At 65.3% G+C, this 17633-nt stretch carries 13 protein-coding genes, 1 tRNA gene and 1 other RNA gene; 9 read left to right on the top strand and 6 right to left on the bottom strand.

Annotation, left to right across the window (positions count from 1 at the left end; all coding sequences use genetic code 11):
* Window positions 1-6 precede the first annotated feature (6 nt).
* Entirely contained in the window at window positions 7-1149 is a 1143-nt protein-coding gene (locus tag FM101_RS10085; protein ID WP_086999169.1) for an alcohol dehydrogenase catalytic domain-containing protein, read from the top strand.
* Here FM101_RS10085 and FM101_RS10090 read toward each other — a convergent pair.
* Window positions 1146-1628: a DUF4188 domain-containing protein gene (locus FM101_RS10090; RefSeq protein ID WP_086999369.1), complete on the bottom strand. Its 483-nt coding sequence runs from the start codon at window positions 1626-1628 to the stop codon at window positions 1146-1148. The two genes, FM101_RS10085 and FM101_RS10090, sit on opposite strands and share 4 nt — an antisense overlap.
* A gap of 63 nt (window positions 1629-1691) precedes the next feature.
* Here FM101_RS10090 and FM101_RS10095 point away from each other — a divergent pair, with 63 nt between their 5' ends.
* Window positions 1692-2270, top strand: a complete 579-nt coding sequence (locus FM101_RS10095) for a TetR-like C-terminal domain-containing protein (RefSeq protein ID WP_086999172.1) — start codon at window positions 1692-1694, stop codon at window positions 2268-2270.
* On the opposite strand, the gene FM101_RS10100 is transcribed toward FM101_RS10095, so the two are convergent.
* The 3 genes from FM101_RS10100 to FM101_RS10110 form a co-directional block, all read right to left on the bottom strand.
* Window positions 2267-2761, bottom strand: a complete 495-nt coding sequence (locus FM101_RS10100; RefSeq protein WP_086999174.1) for a glutathione peroxidase — start codon at window positions 2759-2761, stop codon at window positions 2267-2269. The two genes, FM101_RS10095 and FM101_RS10100, sit on opposite strands and share 4 nt — an antisense overlap.
* Before the next feature lie 65 nt (window positions 2762-2826).
* Window positions 2827-3615 carry an enoyl-CoA hydratase/isomerase family protein gene (locus FM101_RS10105; protein ID WP_086999177.1) on the bottom strand — a complete coding sequence of 263 codons (789 nt, stop codon included), beginning with the start codon at window positions 3613-3615 and terminating at the stop codon, window positions 2827-2829.
* The gene (locus FM101_RS10110) at window positions 3612-5183 is read right to left on the bottom strand and encodes a fatty acyl-CoA synthetase (protein WP_086999180.1); all 1572 of its coding nucleotides are present in this window, start codon (window positions 5181-5183) and stop codon (window positions 3612-3614) included. Before FM101_RS10110 ends, FM101_RS10105 begins: the two co-directional genes overlap by 4 nt.
* A gap of 244 nt (window positions 5184-5427) precedes the next feature.
* Here FM101_RS10110 and FM101_RS10115 point away from each other — a divergent pair, with 244 nt between their 5' ends.
* The 4 genes from FM101_RS10115 to FM101_RS10130 all read left to right on the top strand — a co-directional run bounded on the left by FM101_RS10115 (window position 5428) and on the right by FM101_RS10130 (window position 11004).
* Window positions 5428-7062, top strand: coding sequence for an ABC transporter substrate-binding protein (locus tag FM101_RS10115; RefSeq protein ID WP_086999184.1), 1635 nt, complete (start codon window positions 5428-5430; stop codon window positions 7060-7062).
* Between the two features lie 110 nt (window positions 7063-7172).
* On the top strand, window positions 7173-8258 hold the full coding sequence (locus tag FM101_RS10120; RefSeq protein ID WP_086999187.1) for an ABC transporter permease: 1086 nt from the start codon (window positions 7173-7175) through the stop codon (window positions 8256-8258).
* Between the two features lie 2 nt (window positions 8259-8260).
* Window positions 8261-9289 (top strand): ABC transporter permease, encoded by a 1029-nt coding sequence (locus FM101_RS10125; RefSeq protein ID WP_086999190.1) that lies wholly within the window; start codon window positions 8261-8263, stop codon window positions 9287-9289.
* Window positions 9286-11004 (top strand): ABC transporter ATP-binding protein, encoded by a 1719-nt coding sequence (locus FM101_RS10130; protein ID WP_086999193.1) that lies wholly within the window; start codon window positions 9286-9288, stop codon window positions 11002-11004. The genes FM101_RS10125 and FM101_RS10130 overlap by 4 nt, the downstream gene beginning before the upstream one ends.
* A gap of 71 nt (window positions 11005-11075) precedes the next feature.
* Here the strand turns inward: FM101_RS10130 and FM101_RS10135 are convergent, their stop codons facing one another.
* Both FM101_RS10135 and FM101_RS10140 read right to left on the bottom strand, forming a co-directional pair.
* Complete coding sequence (locus FM101_RS10135) at window positions 11076-13040, bottom strand: aconitate hydratase (protein ID WP_086999195.1); 1965 nt, start codon at window positions 13038-13040, stop codon at window positions 11076-11078.
* A 152-nt stretch (window positions 13041-13192) separates the two neighbouring features.
* Window positions 13193-13277: transfer RNA gene (locus FM101_RS10140), tRNA-Ser, on the bottom strand.
* A 167-nt stretch (window positions 13278-13444) separates the two neighbouring features.
* Here FM101_RS10140 and ffs point away from each other — a divergent pair.
* The 3 genes from ffs to FM101_RS10155 all read left to right on the top strand — a co-directional run bounded on the left by ffs (window position 13445) and on the right by FM101_RS10155 (window position 17629).
* Window positions 13445-13541: signal recognition particle sRNA small type (gene ffs / locus FM101_RS10145), an RNA gene on the top strand.
* Between the two features lie 31 nt (window positions 13542-13572).
* Window positions 13573-14499 carry a tRNA glutamyl-Q(34) synthetase GluQRS gene (gluQRS, locus tag FM101_RS10150; RefSeq protein ID WP_086999198.1) on the top strand — a complete coding sequence of 309 codons (927 nt, stop codon included), beginning with the start codon at window positions 13573-13575 and terminating at the stop codon, window positions 14497-14499.
* A 28-nt stretch (window positions 14500-14527) separates the two neighbouring features.
* Window positions 14528-17629: a DNA polymerase III subunit gamma and tau gene (locus tag FM101_RS10155; RefSeq protein WP_086999201.1), complete on the top strand. Its 3102-nt coding sequence runs from the start codon at window positions 14528-14530 to the stop codon at window positions 17627-17629.
* Window positions 17630-17633: the final 4 nt, after the last annotated feature.

Below are 17633 nucleotides of genomic sequence, written 5' to 3' on the forward strand. Positions count from 1 at the left end.
ATTGCCATGAACGACACCACCGCAGTCGACGGCAGGACCATCCGTGGCGCAGTCCTGGAGACGATCGGGGCCGCCAGCCCCTTTGCCACCTCCACTCCCCTGCGGATCCAGGAACTCACGCTGGCCGCCCCCGGTCCAGGTGAGATCCGGGTGCGTGTCGAAGCCGCCGGTGTCTGCCACTCGGACCTCTCCGTGGTGGACGGCAACCGAAGGCGCCCGGTACCGATGCTCCTGGGCCACGAAGCCGCAGGGATCGTCGAGGAGCTCGGGGCCGGTGTGCATGATCTGGCCCCCGGCCAACGCGTGGTCATGGTCTTCCTGCCCCGTTGCGGTGAATGCGCCGAATGCGCCACCGACGGCAGGCTCCCCTGCTCGGCCGGCAGCGCCACCAATAACACCGGCGAACTCTTGGGCGGTGGACGACGGCTGAGCCGCAAGACCGCGGAAGGTACCGAACCGGTGCACCACCATCTGGGCGTCTCCGGTTTCGCCACCGCTGCCGTGGTGGACCGTCGATCGGTGGTGCCGGTGGACGCTGACGTGCCGGCGGGAATCGCCGCGGTTTTGGGTTGCGCCGTACTCACCGGTGGCGGGGCTGTCCTGAACGCCGCACGACCCGGCCCCACGGATGACATCTTCGTGGTCGGTCTCGGCGGGGTCGGGATGGCCGCGCTCATGGTCGCCCGCGCCCTCACCTCCGGCCGGGTCATCGGTATCGACCAGCAAACCGAGAAGCTGGAGTTGGCCCGGGAACTCGGCGCCGACGAGGCCCTGACCCCGGAGCAGGCCATCGGGCGCGGGCTATCGGCACCATTCGTCATCGAAGCTGCCGGCCACCCGGTGGCTTTCGAGACCGCCGTTGACCTCACCGGCCCCGGCGGGGCGACGGTGACGGTCGGGCTACCGGCACCCGATGCCCTCTCACGGATCAGCCCCTTGGGCCTGACAGCCCAGGCCCGATCGATCATCGGCTGCTACCTCGGTTCCGCGGTGCCTTCGCGCGATATTCCTCGATTCGTCGCCTTATGGAGGGCCGGGAAACTCCCCTTGGAACGGCTCATCACCCGACGTATCGGCTTGGAAGAGATCAACGAGGCCATGGACGAACTCGCCGCGGGCCGGGCGGTCCGGCAAGTCATCGAGTTCTAGCCGTTGCGTCCCAGCCGCTGGCGCGCCGTATGCGTGCCCCGCCCGATAGGTACCCTGCGCGTGGCGGCCCCGAGCCCGAAGAGCGGCATATCGGTATAGACACTCTCCTGATCGGTGACCTTCACCCGGTAGGTCTCATGCCAGATTCCGACGTCGCCGCTGCCTGCCGACTTCTTCGTGAACCGGCGCCAGGCTCCCAGATGCGGCGCATCCTGAGCGGAGGCGAAACGCTGCAGGTCTTCGGGGCTGCGCCAATAACTCAAAAGAATCGTGGTCCGGCCGAGCCATTGGTGGTAGCCCAGCAGACCGGCATCAGGATCTGCCGCCAAATGAGCCAGCATCCGGGGCATGGCAGCCACTGTCGGAAGCACCGCGGGCAGCTTCCACCACTTATTGGCCCGCATCCCGATCAGGAACACGGTGATTTCCTCCTGATCCGGGGCGGCAGTGAATCGTCCGGGGTTCACGGTTTTCGTCATGGCCATCGCCTCTCACTGAGTCATAACACTGTTATAGAACGATGTTATGGAATACTTGGCCTCATGGCAAGACCTTTGACTCATGATGCTGCGTTGCGTGAAACCTTGCTCGGCACGGCGACCGAACAGATCACGCGGCTCGGCCACGGAAATTTGGTGCTGCGTGATGTGGCCGCGGCCGCCGGAACCTCCACCAGTGCCATCTATGCGCTGTTCGGTGGGAAAGCCCAGCTGCTCACGGCGGTCATCAACGGGGCCTTCGTCTCTTTCGGCCATTCCCAAGAGGTGGCCGCACCCGAGGGGATGACCGCCCTGGGGCGGGCCTACCGCGACTGGGCCCTGGAGCACCCCGCCCTCTATGGGCTCATGTTCGGTGGTGCGCTGGTCGCCGGGATCGACTGCCCGGCATCCCCCGACGTCGCCGCTTCCGCGCTGGGGCCGCTCCACGCAACCGTGACCGCTACCCTTCGACGCAGCGGCTCCAGCCAGTCGGCCCGTTTGGCGACCACCACCATCTGGGGGCAGGTCCACGGGCTGGTCTCGCTGGAACTGGCGCAGGTTCCGCTGCCGGGAAACACCGCATGGGACGAGGCCTACGAGGCAACCTTACGCAGCATCGTCAGCCTCTACGGCGAGCGCTAGAGAGCTGCCCGCACCGCCTCGACGAGTTCATCGGATAGCGGCTCCACCTTGGAGGCAAAACGGCCCAGAACCACTCCGTCGGCACCGACGAGGAACTTCTCGAAATTCCATCCGATATCCTGGACCTCGCCGGTGGGGTAGGCGGTGAGCTCGCGGTAGAGCGGGTGTGCCTCGGGCCCGTTGACGTCGGTCTTCGTGGCCAACGGAAACGTCACCCCATAGTTGACCTGGCAGAATTCTTCGATGTCTGCGTCCGTCCCCGGCTCCTGGCCCATGAACTGGTTGCTCGGCACCCCCAGCACCACCAGGCCCTGGTCCCGATAGGTCGTATAGAGCTCCTCGAGGCCCGCATACTGCGGGGTGAAACCACATTTGGAGGCGACATTGACGACCAGGACCGTCCGATCGGCGAAGGCCTCCCCGAAGGTCGATGTTGTTCCGTCGTTGAAGGTGATGGCGATATCCCGCAGGGTCGAAATCCTCTGGCTCATGATGTCCTCTCGGTCACGGGTACTTTCCTTCAGCCTAGCCACCAGTCCCGGCCCGCGGGCCTCCTTCAGCGACCGGCGAACCGGTTGACGCGCTGCACCGAATCGGGGTGGGCGGCCAAGGCGGAAATGCTGCGAGTTTCGGCCTCCAGATGTGCCACGTAGCCAGCGAACATTCCCGCCCGGAGCAGTGCCTTCGTCGGCCCCAGAGCCTGGACGGCGCCTTGCAGGAACCCGTCCTCGGCCACGGTGAGTTCTCCCGCGAAGACTGCCGACGGGGCGGAGGCATTGGCCAACCCCCATTCCACGGCCTCGTTGCCCGAGAGCTTGCGTCCGCCCAGGGTCAGGTCCACGGCCCGCTGATGGCCCACCGCCCCCGGCAGCAGGTAGGAGACCCCGGTATCAGGGGTGAATCCCAGGCCCGAGTAGGCGGCCATCAGTGTGGCTTCCTCAGCCACCAGAACCCAGTCGGCGTTGAGCACCAGCCCCAGACCGGCCCCCGCAGCCACCCCGTTGACCCCGGCCAGCACCAGCAGCCGGGATCCGACCAAGGCCAGAGCCAGTTCGTGGGCCGCCTCGGCCAGCGCGGCAATGAACGCCGAGCGTTCGGCGGGCGGGGATCCTGCCATATGCCCCACGTCCCCTCCCCCGCAGAAGAACCTTCCGGTCCCGGTCAACGTCAGCACGTAGACCTCGGGCTCGGCCTCGGCGGCCCGGACGGCAGCCAACAGCTGGCGGGCGAGAGCGAGGTCCAGCACGTTTCCGCCCTCGGGGCGTTGCAGGACCAGGCGGATCACGCCGGGCCGGCGTTCGATGCCGATCGCCGGCAGTTCGTCCCCGGTCGTCTCGGCGCTCACTTCCCTGTGCTCCGTTCTGCGCGAAGTTCTCGTTTCAGCAGTTTTCCTGACTGGTTGCGGGGCAGCTCGGCCACGAAGTCCACCCGCTTGGGCACCTTATAGTCGGCGATCCGACTCCTGACATGCGCGCGGACGCCTTCGGCCGTGAGGGAAGCACCGTCCTTGAGGACGATGACGGCGGTAATGGCCTCGATCCACCGCTCATCGGAAATCCCGACGACGGCGACTTCAGCGACCTCGGGCAGCTCGTAAATGCAGTCCTCGACCTCGCGTGGGGGTACCAGCACGCCGCCGGTATTGATGACGTCCTTGATCCGGTCGACCACCTGGATATAGCCCTGCGCATCCCGGGTGACCTGGTCCCCGGATCGGAACCACCCGTCCACGAAGGCCGCGTTGGTGGCGTCCGGTTGGTTCCAGTATCCGGTCATCAACTGGGGTGATCTGTACTGGATTTCTCCGGGTTCACCGGGGGCGGCGATCGCCCCGTCAGCGGTCACGACGCGGGCTTCAACGTTGTAGACCGGTAATCCGCAGGAGGCGGGGCGGGCGTCATGTTCTTCGGGACGCAGGACCGTGCACAACGGACCCAGCTCGGATTGCCCGAAGCAGTTGTAGAAGCCGATCCGCGGGTAGCGCGTGCGCAGTCGTGCCAACACGGTGACGGGCATGATGGAGGCCCCGTATTGGACTTTGACCAGTGACGACAAATCTTTGGTTTCCATCTCCGGATGGTTGCTCAGGGGCACCCATACGGTGGGGGCGAGGAACAGCGAGCCAATATGTTCCTCCTCCACCAGGCGCAGGATCTGCCCGATATCGGGGCGTGCAATCAACCGGATGGTCGCCCCGAGGGAAAGATACGGCAGCAAGAAGACATGCATGGCCGCCGAGTGATAGAGCGGCATCGCCACGAGCGGCCTGTCCTGCGCGGTGAAATCCAGGGCGATGACCGACGAGACGTACTCGGCGACCAGGGCCTCGTGGGTCATCATCGCCCCCTTGGGGGCCGAGGTGGTGCCCGAGGTGTACAGCAATTGCACGACATCGCTGCCCTCCACGGCCACGTCGACCTGGGGGGCGGTGACGCTGGTGTCCAGTGCCGTCGCCAAAACGGAGCGTCCACCGTCTTCCGCTCCGGGAAGCATCGGCCACACCTCGTGGACTTCCGTCGCCCGGCCTGCCGTGCGGACCTGATCCACGAGCGGCAGCAGGCCGGTATCGGCGACAAGCAGGCTGGCCCCCGAATCCTCCACGATGTAGGCCAGCTCATCACCCTTGAGCGCGAAGTTCACCGGCACATGCACCAGTCCGGTGGAGGCGCACGCCAAATAGAGGATCGCGTAGGCGTCCGAGTTCATCCCGTAGGCGGCGACCCTTGCACCCCGGGGAAGCCCCGCGAGCATGAGCCGGTGGGCGACCCGGTGGACGGCGCTTTCGAATTCAGCGTAGGTCCACCGCCGGTCTTCGAAGAGCAGGGCGGTCGCCGCTGGATTGCGCGAGACGGAACGGCGCAGCACCGCACCGATGGTATTGGCCCTCCCGCTCGGCGTGGTTGATGCGTTCATGGTGTTCTTCCTCCCGCGGATCGGCCCGATAGTGGGCCCCAGTGTGGCTCACTTCACAGGCTAGTCCGGCCCCACGGCACCCGCCACAGTCCCCGCGGAACAACGTTCCGGTCACGGTCTCCGCCGCGCAGGCCGCGTGACCGGTGTTTTCCGATAGGAATCATTAGTAGTACCGTGTGTTACATCACACGCACTGCTTTGTGCAGCCCACCTGCACAACGAGGCCAATAAGGGAGTACCTACCATGACCACATCAAAACGTGCCTTCAGATTGGCACTGGCCACGGCGGGCATCGGCGCGCTGTCGCTCTCCGCTTGCACCGGACCTGCCGGGGACACCGGTGGTGACAGCGGCGACAGCGGATCGAAGGTCACCGTCGGAACCACCGACAAGATCGTCTCCCTTGACCCGGCAGGTGCCTACGACAACGGCTCGCTGACGGTGATGACCCAGGTCTACCCCTTCCTGTTGAACTCCAAGCCAGGCAGCGCCGAACCGGAACCGGGAATCGCCACATCGGCGGAGTTCACCTCCCCCAAGGAATTCACCGTCAAGCTCAAGGACGGGCTGAAGTTCGCCAACGGCAACGACCTCACCTCCTCCGATGTGAAGTTCAGCTTCGACCGCGTGGTGTCCATTGACGACCCGCAGGGTCCTGCCGCACTACTCACCAACCTGGACCGTGTCGAGGCACCCGATGACTCCACCGTTGTGTTCCACCTGAAGGCCGGCAACGACCAGACCTTCCTCGGGGTGCTCACCAGTGCGACCGGCCCGATCGTGGATGAGGAGGTCTTCTCCAAGGACAAGATCACCCCCGATAACGAGATCGTGAAGGGCAAGGCCTTCGCCGGCCAATACGAGATCACGAACTACACGAAGAACGAGCTGGTCACCTATAAGGCCTTCGATGGTTATAAGGGGTTGCTGGACAAGCCCAAAACCGACACCGTGGACTATAAGTACTACACCAGCGCCAACAACCTGAAGCTCGACATCCAGCAGGGCAACATTGATGTCGCCTTCCGCAGCCTGGCGGCGACCGATATTGCCGACCTGGAAAAGGATGACAAGGTCAAGGTCCATAAGGGCCCCGGCGGCGAGCTGCGCTATGTGGTCTTCAACTTCAACACCATGCCGTTCGGGGCCAAGACCTCGGATGCCGATCCGGATAAGGCCCTAGCCGTCCGTCAGGCCATGGCGGATTCCATCAACCGACAGGACATCGCCACGCAGGTCTATAAGGACACCTACACCCCCGTGTACTCCTTCGTCCCCACCGGCCTGCCCGGTGCGACCGAACCCCTGAAGGAAATGTACGGTGACGGCGACGGCGGCGCGGATGTTGATCGCGCCAAGAAGCGCCTGAAGGATGCAGGGGTCAAGACCCCCGTGGAGCTGAACATCCAGTACAACGCCGACCACTATGGCCCTTCCTCCGGCGAGGAGTATGCGATGGTGAAGTCGCAGCTGGAGGACACCGACCTATTCAAGGTCAACCTGCAGTCCACCGAATGGGTCCAGTACAACAAGGACCGGACCCAGGACGTCTACCCGATCTACCAGCTCGGCTGGTTCCCGGATTACTCGGATGCTGACAACTACCTGACGCCGTTCTTCACGCCAGACAACTTCTTAGCCAACCACTACGACAATAAAAAGGTCGGCTCGCTCATCGCGAAGCAGCAGGTGACCAAGGACAAGGACAAGCGCTCCGAGTTGATCGGCGAAATCCAGACCGATGTCGCCAAGGACCTCTCCACCCTGCCCATCCTGCAGGGATCAACCGTGGCCATCGCCGGTACGGATGTTGAAGGGGTCGACAGCACCTTGGATGCCTCCTATAAGTTCCGGATCGGTGTCATCTCCAAGAAGTAGTACACCGGGTCCATGGGGGCGGGGCAGTCAGCAAGACCAACGGCTGCCCCGCCCCGCTTGCCGTCCAACGCCGGGATCCCTGGATCCGGGCCGCACGAGTATAGGTAGTTATGACAGTAATTAGCGACAGGGTGCCGGCCGGATCCGCACCGGCACAAGGGAAGAAACCCAGAAGCCAACACCTCGGCCTGATCCGTTATCTGGTGATCAGATTCCTGCTGATCATCCCCACCATGTTCATCCTGATCAGCATGGTCTTCTTCCTGATGCGAATCACTGGTGATCCGATCAGCGCCGCCCTGGGCGGCCGTTTGCCCCCGGAACAACTGGCCGATCGGATCCATGCGGCCGGCTACGACCGCCCCGTCCTCATCCAGTATTTCGATTACCTCGGAAACATCCTGCGTGGCGACTTCGGGACCACGCTCTCGGATAACCGCCCGGTGACCGAGATCCTCGCCCAGTACGGCACAGCCACTCTGGAACTGGTCATCTACGCACTGATCGTGGCTTTCATCATCGGGGTCCCCTTTGGCATGATTGCCGCCTATAAGCGCGACCGGCTCTCCGATGCCTTCCTGCGACTGTTCGCCATCCTCTGCTATGCCACCCCCGTGTTCTTCGCCGGTCTGCTGCTCAAGCTGATCTTCTCGGTGTGGCTCGGCTGGTTCCCGGTTTCCGGCAGAACCGACTATCTGGCCGAACTCTCGGGACTACGAAATCCGACCGGCCTGTATCTTCTGGACGCCCTCCGCGCCGGGAACATGACGATCGCCCTGGACGTCCTCAAACACGCAGTCCTCCCGGCCATCGCCTTGGGACTACTCATCGGCGGGGTATTCCTGCGTCTGGTCCGCACCAACCTCATCGGCACCCTGGGCTCCGACTTCGTCGAAGCCGGTAGATCGCGCGGCGTCAGCGAGTATCGACTGGTTACCAAACACGCCTATAAACCGGCACTGATCCCGATCGTCACGGTCATGGGTCTGCAGATCGCCTTGACCTTGGGCGGCGCGATCCTGACCGAGACCACCTTCGGATGGAAGGGCTTGGGCTTCATGCTCGCGGAATATCTCACCGCCCGGGACTTCGTCGCCGTCCAGGGCATCGTCATGCTCATCGCGGTGATCGTGGCGCTGACCAACTTCCTGGTGGATGTCATAGCCGCCTTGATCGACCCGAGAGTGAGGTACTGATCTTGGACACCACAACCTCGACATCCGCTCAGAAATCCGCCCGACAGCCCCGGTGGACCCGACTGCCGATCATCTCGCATTTGCGCAAGAGCGTCGGCTTGCAACGGACCATGCTGGTCATCGGGCTGATCCTCTCGGGCGCCTTGGTCCTGACAGCGATCTTCGCACCCCTGATCGCCCCCTACGGCTACGCACAGGCCTCAGCCGACGGCACCAGTTTCGGCGCTCAGATGGCACCGAACGCAGCACATATCTGGGGTACCACCGTCGGTGGATACGATGTCTTTTCCCGCGTGATCTGGGGAGCCCAGACCGCGACATTGGTCATCATCCTCGGCGTGCTCATGTCGGTCTTCGCCGGAGTGATCCTCGGGCTGGTCTCCGGATACCTGGGTGGTTGGGTCGACCGTCTGCTCGTGGTCATCGCCGACGCCATCTACGCCTTCCCGGCACTGTTGCTGGCCATCGTGATGTCGATCGTCATCAGCGGCGGCCAGTCCAACCTCTTCGGGGGGATCATGGCAGCGGCGATTTCGATCACCGTGGTCTTCATTCCCCAGTACTTCCGCGTCGCCCGCGCCGAAACCATCCGGCTCAAGGCCGAACCCTTCGTGGAGTCGGCCAAGGTGATCGGCACCTCGAACCTGCGGATCATCTCCCGGCATGTCTTCCCCAATGCCACCCGGACGATGCCGTTGATCTTCACCCTCAACGCCGCTGAATCAATCCTTACCCTGGCAGGTCTGGGCTTCCTGGGTTTCGGCATCGAACCGTCATCGGCCGCTGAATGGGGCTACGACCTCAATAAGGCCCTGGCCGATGCCACCAGTGGCATCTGGTGGACCGGGCTGTTCCCGGGTCTCGCGATCGTCCTGACCGTGCTCGGGCTGACCTTGGTCGGTGAGTCCATGAACGACCTGAACGACCCGCGGCTGCGCGGGCGGCGTCGCGCCGGAAGGAAGAAGCGCGGCGGTCCCAACGTGCCCGCTAGCGCTTATGTCAATGGAACCGGACTGGAGGTCACCAAATGAGTCACGAACGTGAATCCGGGCAGGACCCGAACCCGGCCGCGGCCGGTGGAACAAGCCCCGTCTTATCCATCTCGGGGCTCGAGGTGACCTTCGCGACCGATGGTGGCGATGTCCACGCGGTCAACAACGTCAATCTGGACGTCAAGCCCGGCGAAGTCGTCGCGATCGTCGGCGAATCCGGTTCGGGCAAGACGGTCACGGCCAAGACGATTCTGGGACTTTTGCCGGAAACGGCCACCAGTTCGGGGGCCGTCCTGGTCAACGGTTCGGATGTCCTCTCCGTCAGTGCCCACGAACTGCGTGGCCTGCGGGGCCGCGATGTCGCGATGGTCTTCCAGGAACCCTCCACCGCGCTGAATCCGGTCCACACCGTGGGCTGGCAGATCATCGAGGGGATTCGCGCCCACGCAGGATCCGGGCACCGGATCAGCCGCAAACAGGCCAAGGCCCGCGCCATCGAAGCGTTGGCCAAGGTAGGGATCCCGGATCCTGAGCACCGGGTGGATTACTACCCGCACCAGTTCTCCGGAGGCCAGAAGCAGCGCGTCGTCATTGCCGCGGCGCTGGCCTTGAATCCTGGACTCATCGTGGCAGACGAGCCAACCACTGCCCTGGATGTCACCGTGCAGGCAGAGATCCTCGAGCTGCTCCGGGAGCTGCAACATCAGGACGGAACCTCGATCGTGTTGATCACCCACAACATGGGGGTCGTCGCGGATCTGGCCGACCGCGTGGTGGTGATGTATCGCGGGGATGTCGTCGAAGAGGCACCCGTGGCGGACCTGTTCGCCAACCCACGGGAGGACTACACCAAGGAGCTTTTGGCGGCCGTCCCGCACTTGGGGCGGAACTCTGCCTCGGCTGGACTGGTGGAACGGGCCCATTCCGAGGCCGAGGTTCTGGTGCGCGCCACGGATCTGGAGGTCGAATTCCCCGGAGGGATCGGCAAATCCGGTTTCCGGGCCGTCGGTGGGGTGTCCTTCCAGATCTCTGCTGGGGAAGTGTACGGGCTGGTGGGGGAATCCGGGTCGGGTAAGACGACCATCGGACGTTCCATCGCCGGTCTGAACAAGATCACCGGTGGCAGCCTGAACGTGCTCGGCTACGAGATGCTCAACTTCCGCGAGCGGACGTTCAAACCGCTGCGCAAGGACATCGGTTTCGTCTTCCAGGACCCGGGCGCATCATTCAACCCGCATCTGACCATCGGTGATTGCGTGGCCGAACCGTTGTGGGTCCATCAGGACCCCACGGTCTCGGGCGCCCGGGACCGGGTGCGTGAACTGATGGATGCGGTCCAGCTCCCCGGCCGGTTCGTGGACCGTTACCCCCATGAACTCTCGGGTGGGCAGCGTCAACGTGCCAGCCTGGCCCGGGCCCTGGCACTGAACCCGAAACTCCTGATCGCCGATGAGCCGACCAGCGCCTTGGACGTGTCCGTGCAGGCCGCGGTGCTGGACCTGTTCAAGGAAATTCAGACGGAGTACGGCTTCGCCGCGTTGTTCATCAGCCACGACCTTGCTGTCGTGGACATGCTCGCGGACTGGGTCGGTGTTCTGTACCGCGGTGAGCTGGTCGAAGAGGGAATCGGGAACCAGATCATGGGTAGTCCGCGCCACGACTACACGCGGCGCCTGATCGCCTCGCTGCCCGTGCCGGATCCCGCCGAGCAGGCCCGCCGTCGTGCGGCCAACCGCGAGCTGCTGACCGACTAGGGTCCTGCCCCGGAGCACCGTAGCGGTGGCGGCCTCGCCGTCACCGCTACGAACCCCCTGCCGGGTTCTCTTTAGCCCTTCGCCACGGCGGGAATCCGTCCACCCGCCAGCACCATATCGACCTGCCGGTCCGAGAGTTTATGGCGCAACGTGACATCCCGACCACCCAAGGTCGCCGCGACGTCGTTGCCTGCCTTCAGTTGGGCATGCAGGCCGTTGATGACCAGCCGCTCCCCCGTGGTCCCGGCGTCGTAATCTGCGGCATCGGTGAATTCCAGCGCGAGGATCCCGAAATTCGCCAGGTTCTGCCAGTGGATGCGGGCGAAGGACTTGGCGACTGCTACCCGCAATCCGAGGTAACGCGGGGCGATGACCGCATGTTCACGCGAGGACCCCTGACCGTAGTTTTCCCCGGCGATCACCGCGTGGCCGTCGTCGTTCTCCTTGGCCTGCGCCGGATAGTCGGTGTCGATGCGGGAGAAGGAAAACTCGGCGATCTTCGGGATGTTGCTGCGGAAGGGCAGCACCCTGGACCCTGCCGGCATGATCTCGTCGGTGGAGACGTTGTCGCCCATCCGCAACAGGATCGGAAGGTCCAGGTCGTCGGCGATGGCGTCGAAATCGGGAAGGCTGGAGATATTCGATCCCTTGACCAACTCGACCCGGGCCGCCTCCTCCGGCGGTAACGGTGCTTGGAGCATGTCGGAGTTCTGGCTGAACGTTTTCGGCATTTTCGGGCGCGGGTAGGCCATCTCCAGGGTGCGGCCGAGTTCGCGCGGGTCGGTGATCTTGCCGGTCAAGGCGGCAGCGGCCGCGGTTTCGGGGGAACACAACCACACGGCGTCCTCCTCGGTTCCGGAGCGGCCGGGGAAGTTCCTGGGCATGGTGCGCAGGCTGTTCCGACCGGCGGCCGGGGCCTGTCCCATGCCGATGCAGCCCATGCAGCCTGACTGGTGGATCCTGGCTCCTGCTCCGACCAGCTGGGTCAGCCAGCCGCCGCCGATCAGATCTGCCAGGACCTCGCGGGAGGTGGGGTTCACATCGACCGAGACCTGCTCGGAGGCCTGACGGCCGGCAAGGATCTCGGCGAATACCGCAAAATCGCGCAGACCGGGGTTCGCCGAGGAACCGACGACCACCTGAAAAACATCCTCCCCGGCTGCTTCCGCCACGGTGACGACGTTGCCGGGCGACGAGGGTTTGGCGATGAGCGGTTCCAGTTCGGAAAGGTTGATGGAGTCCGTCTGGTCGTAGCCGGCCTCCGGGTCGGCCACCAGCTCCTGGAACTCGTCTTCCCGCCCGACTGCCGCCAGATATTCGCGGACCGCCTCGTCTGCGGGGAAGACGGTGGTCGTGGCCCCGAGTTCCGCCCCCATATTCGCGATGACGTGGCGGTCCATGGCCGTGAGTCCCGCGAGTCCGGGGCCGTGGTATTCGATGATCCGCCCGACGCCGCCCTTCACCCCGTGGCGGCGCAACATCTCCAGGATCACGTCCTTGGCCGACACCCAGTCGGGTAGTTCCCCGGTCAGTTCGATACCCCAGATCTCCGGCATCGCCACATAGAGCGGTTCTCCGGCCATGGCCATGGCCACTTCGAGGCCTCCAACGCCGACGGCCAGCATGCCGATGGCTCCTGCGGAGCAGGTGTGTGAATCGGAACCAACCATGGTGGCACCGGGTTTGCCAAAGCGGGATTGGTGGACCGGGTGGGAGACGCCATTACCCGCCTTGGAGAACCACAACCCGAACCGTTCTGCAGCGGATTGCAGGAACAGATGGTCCTCGGGGTTCTTCTCGTCGGTTTGCAGCAGGTTGTGGTCAACGTATTGGGCCGAAAGTTCGGTTTTCACCCGGTCGAGCCCCAAAGCCTCCAATTCCAGCATGACCATTGTCCCGGTCGCATCCTGGGTCAACGTCTGGTCGATGGAGATGCCGACTTCGGCGCCGGGGGTCATCTCCCCGTCGACCAAATGCGTTGAGATCAGCTTTTGGGCGACATTGCGCGCTGGGGTGCTGGTGCTCTGCGTGGCCATGGTGGGCTCCCTCCGGTTGACTATCCGCCACCGGCCCGGCAGCGGACCTGTCCCCATGGTAGGCACGAATTCGGGGACACGAAAGGATTGGGTTTCCGGGCAGACAGAAGCGGCCCTGACATCTTCCGATGTCAGGGCCGCTTTTGTATCCGCGGAGGATGGGGGATTTGAACCCCCGAGGGCGTGAACCCAACACGCGTTCCAGGCGTGCGCCATAGGCCGCTAGGCGAATCCTCCAGATTGCCCAAAAGAGCAGTTTCCAGCGTACCGGAAGAATCCGCGCAGACCGAATCGACACCCAGCCCGCCCATTCCGGGCCGACCGCTGCCAAATAGCTGCCGGTCCAGCGCCCCACGGGGCCGAAGCCCGGGACGGGAGAGCACGCATTTTCAGGTACACTATTTGTCGGCCCCTCATGTGGTGTCATCCCGTCGAACTCCCCCAGGACCGGAAGGTAGCAAGGGTAGGTGGGCTCTGGCAGGTGCATGAGGGGTCTTTACTTTTCCCACCGCCGCGCGATGAGGAGGTCACCATGGGCGCCGGACGCTACGCCCCCAGCCCCTCGGGTGAATTGCATGTGGGGAACCTGCGCACCGCCGTGCTGGCTTGGCTTTTTGCCCGCTCCACTGGCCGGGACTTCCTGCTGCGGGTGGAGGATCTGGATCGCGCCCGCGCCGGCGCCGAAGAGGTCCAGTTGGCCGATCTGCACGCCATCGGCATCGATTGGGACGGCGCCGCGGTCCGCCAGACCGAAAGGGCCGAGGGCTACGACGCCGCCATCGCCGCCCTGCAGCAGGCAGGCCTGCTCTATGAATGCTTCTGCACTCGACGCGATATCGCCGAAGCCCCCTCGGCGCCGCATGCCGCCCCCGGCGCCTACCCGGGGACCTGCCGCGAGTTGAACGAGGCCGAACGGGCAAGCCGCCGGCAGCTGCGCCCGGCAGCACTTCGGCTACGCACCGACGTCGTGCAGTTCACCATCACCGATACCCTCCACGGGCCATACACCGGGGTCGTGGATGACTTCGTCGTCCTCCGTAATGACGGCGTCCCCGCCTATAACCTTGCCGTCGTCGTTGATGACGTCCTCCAGGGAGTCGATCAGGTGGTTCGTGGTGATGATCTGCTGCCCTCCACCCCACGTCAGGGGTACCTCGCCACGCTGCTCTCCGGTCTGGGCGGAGACTTCCACGGCGCAAAACTGCCGGAATACGTGCATGTGCCGTTGGTCCTGAATGAACACGGCCAACGCCTCGCCAAACGGGACGGTTCGGTCACGTTGGCACAGCTGGAACATGAAGGTTTCCCCCCGCAGCGGGTGCGCGCCCGCCTGCTGGAATCGTTGGGACTTCCGGGTGCTTCATTGACCGCCGCGCTGGCTGCCTTCGACCCTTCCGGCCTTCCACGTGATCCGTGGGTCTTCGGCGGGTTCACTGCGGGCGCCCCGGGGATGCAATGAGCCCGGCGGAACGGATAGGCTTCGACTCGTGAGTACAGCCCTTTACCGTCGTTACCGTCCGGACGCCTTCTCGGACGTGATCGGGCAGGAGCATGTCACCACCCCACTGATGGCTGCCCTGTCCAAGAACCGGGTGAACCACGCCTATCTCTTCTCAGGTCCGCGCGGTTGCGGCAAGACCACCTCGGCCAGGATCCTGGCCCGTTGCCTGAACTGCGCCCAGGGTCCGACGGCGGAACCCTGCGGCACTTGCGATAGCTGCCTGGAGTTGGCCACCGGCGGATCCGGCTCGCTGGATGTCATCGAAATCGATGCTGCCTCCCATGGCGGCGTCGACGACGCCCGCGACTTGCGAGAACGCGCCACCTTCGCCCCGGTGCGCGACAGGTACAAGATCTTCATCATCGACGAGGCCCATATGGTGACCTCGGCCGGCTTCAACGCGCTGCTCAAAATCGTCGAGGAGCCGCCGGAGCACATCAAATTCATCTTCGCGACGACGGAACCGGATAAGGTCATCGGGACCATCAAGTCCCGGACGCATCACTACCCCTTCCGACTCGTTCCCCCCGAACCCCTGATGGCCTACCTCGAGCGACTCTGCTCGCAGGAAAACATGCCCGTGGCTCCAGGGGTGCTCTCCCTGGTCATTCGTGCCGGTGGCGGTTCGGTACGTGACTCCCTTTCCGTATTGGACCAGCTGATGGCCGGCGCCGGCCCCGAGGGACTGGACTACGAGCTGGCCGTCTCCCTCCTCGGGTACACGCATGCCACCTTGCTGGACGACGTGGTGGACGCGATGGCCGCCCAGGATGCGGCGACCGTCTTCTCGGCGGTCGACCGGGTCATCCAGACCGGGCACGATCCGCGGCGTTTCGTCGAGGACCTGCTGGAGCGCTTCCGCGACCTGATCATCGTGAAGGCGATGCCCGAAAGCGCCTCGCAGGTGATCCGCGGGCTGCCCGAGGACCAGCTGCACCGCATGACGCAGCAGGCCACCTTATTGGGCCATGCGGAGCTCAGCCGCAGCGCCGACGTCACCAACCAGGCCCTCACCGAAATGACCGGTGCCACCAGCCCGCGATTGCACCTCGAACTGCTCTGCGCCCGGTTGCTGCTGCCGGCGGCGGACACCACCGAACGGGGCATCAATGCCCGGGTGGACCGCATCGAACGCCGCCTCAGTTATGCCGGGGACGTCCCCGAGATCCCTGCCGGCCAACCCTCGATCGACGTTCCGGTGCGCGGCGCCGGCACGCCGCAGGCGGCGACGGGTTTCGAATCCACGACCAGCCCCCAGGGGGCCGCTGCCGTCCGCGAAGCGTTGCGGGCAGCCCGCGGCAAGGACCAGCCCACCGCCGTCCCGACCGAACCCCGCCCCGTGGAGCCGGCCCCCACCGCCGCCTCCACTCCGCCGGACACCGAGCCGCCCAGTGCTGCGCCGCAACCTGCCGAACCGGCAGCCGGACCGCAACCGGTCGAGACCGAAACCGCTGCGCCGTCGCCGAGCACCCCCACGGCTGCACCGCAGCCTGCCGGCACACCGCAGGAATCATCGGCCGACTGGGGGGCCTGGGGCCCCGTCGACGAGAATCCGTCACCGCCCGCCGCGGCGACACCCGCCAATCCCACGGCTGCTGCCGCATCTACCGAGGCCCCGGCCCCGACGGAAAACAACCGCCAGCGCACCGAAACCGCTGGCCCGGCCGACGGCGGCTCGGCTCCCAGCGCCCCGGAACAGCCCGTAGCCACCCCCTCCCCGACGCGGGAGGAACCCTCGACGCCGATCAACGAGCCGGTGGCCCAGCCGGAACCATCCGCCGAGGAACCTACGCCCGGCGGCACTGCCGGCACCGTGGAGATGTTCCGTCGGGCCTGGCCGGAAATCATGGACGCCCTGCGCGAAGAGAGGAAGTTCGTGTGGCTGACGATCCAGCCACACGCCTCATTGGCTGGCTTCGATGGCCGGACGTTGACGGTCGCTTTCGCCAATCCCGGACCCATGAAGGCCTTTTCCGCCAAGCAGGAGAACATCGATCTGCTCCGGGGTGCCATCAACCACATCCTGGGCGTCGCGCCCGAGATCGTCATCACCGGCGGGGGTTCCGTTCCGGCGGGTGGTTCGGGCCCAAAAGCTGAGCGCCGGCCCGCGCCGGCGTCCCGCGGCCCGGTAGCGCAGAACAGCGCCACGGCAGCACCCACGCACGCGCCGTCGACCTCCAGCAACACGGCGACTGCGGCACGGCCCCCGGCAGTCCCAGCGCCGACAGCCCGCGTACCGGCGACCCAGCCTCCGGCAGCCCCGGCTCCCGGAGGCAGCAAGCCGGAAGCCCACGCGGCATCGGGACCTGCTGCCGCCTTGCGACAGCATCGAGCCGCAACGACCAGCGCCCGTCCTTCCCGTGGTGCACCCGACCGCTCACCTGATGAAGGACCCACCGACTTCGGCGCAGAGCCAGAGGACGACGGCGGCTACGACTGGGGCAGCGACACCGTGCCCGTAGCGCCCTGGGACGAACCCTCCGGCCCCGCGACGCCTGCGGCCGAACCCCCGACCCAGCGCGCCACCCGCCCCGAAGGTGAAACCTGGCAGCGTCCGGAGCCGGCAGCACCTGTTCCAGCGGCCCCCACGCCCTCGGCACCAGCAGACCAGACAGCCGGCACTCCTGCAGCACCGGCTCCTGCAGCGCCCGCGCCGGTCGGTACCTCCGCTCCTGCGGCACCAGCGCCCGCCGGTTCGGCCTCACCGGTAGCGCCGGCACCGGCTGACTCCGCGGCGCCCGTGGCCCCGGCTCCCGGAGCCGTGGCCCCGCCGTCGGCCCCTGCCGTTCCCGAACGGGAAGCCCCGCAGCCCACTGCCGATAAGCCGATGAGCAGGTACCAGCAGCTATTGAATCAGGCCCGGGTGAAGGATCAGTCAGCCTCAAACACCCAGGGAATAGCATCCGGCGGCGGGGCAACGCCCCCCCGGCCCCGAACGGACGTAGAATCGACCTACGTTGAGGACATTCCCAGCGACGATGACATCTCCATCGAGGAATCCGGAGTGGTCGGCCGCCCGGCGATCGAACGCCTGCTCAACGGCCGCCTGATCGAGGAACGCAACCATGACGGCACCCCGATCATCTAGGTTC

Source organism: Arthrobacter rhombi (assembly GCF_900163545.1).
GTDB lineage: Bacteria > Actinomycetota > Actinomycetes > Actinomycetales > Micrococcaceae > Arthrobacter_H > Arthrobacter_H rhombi_A.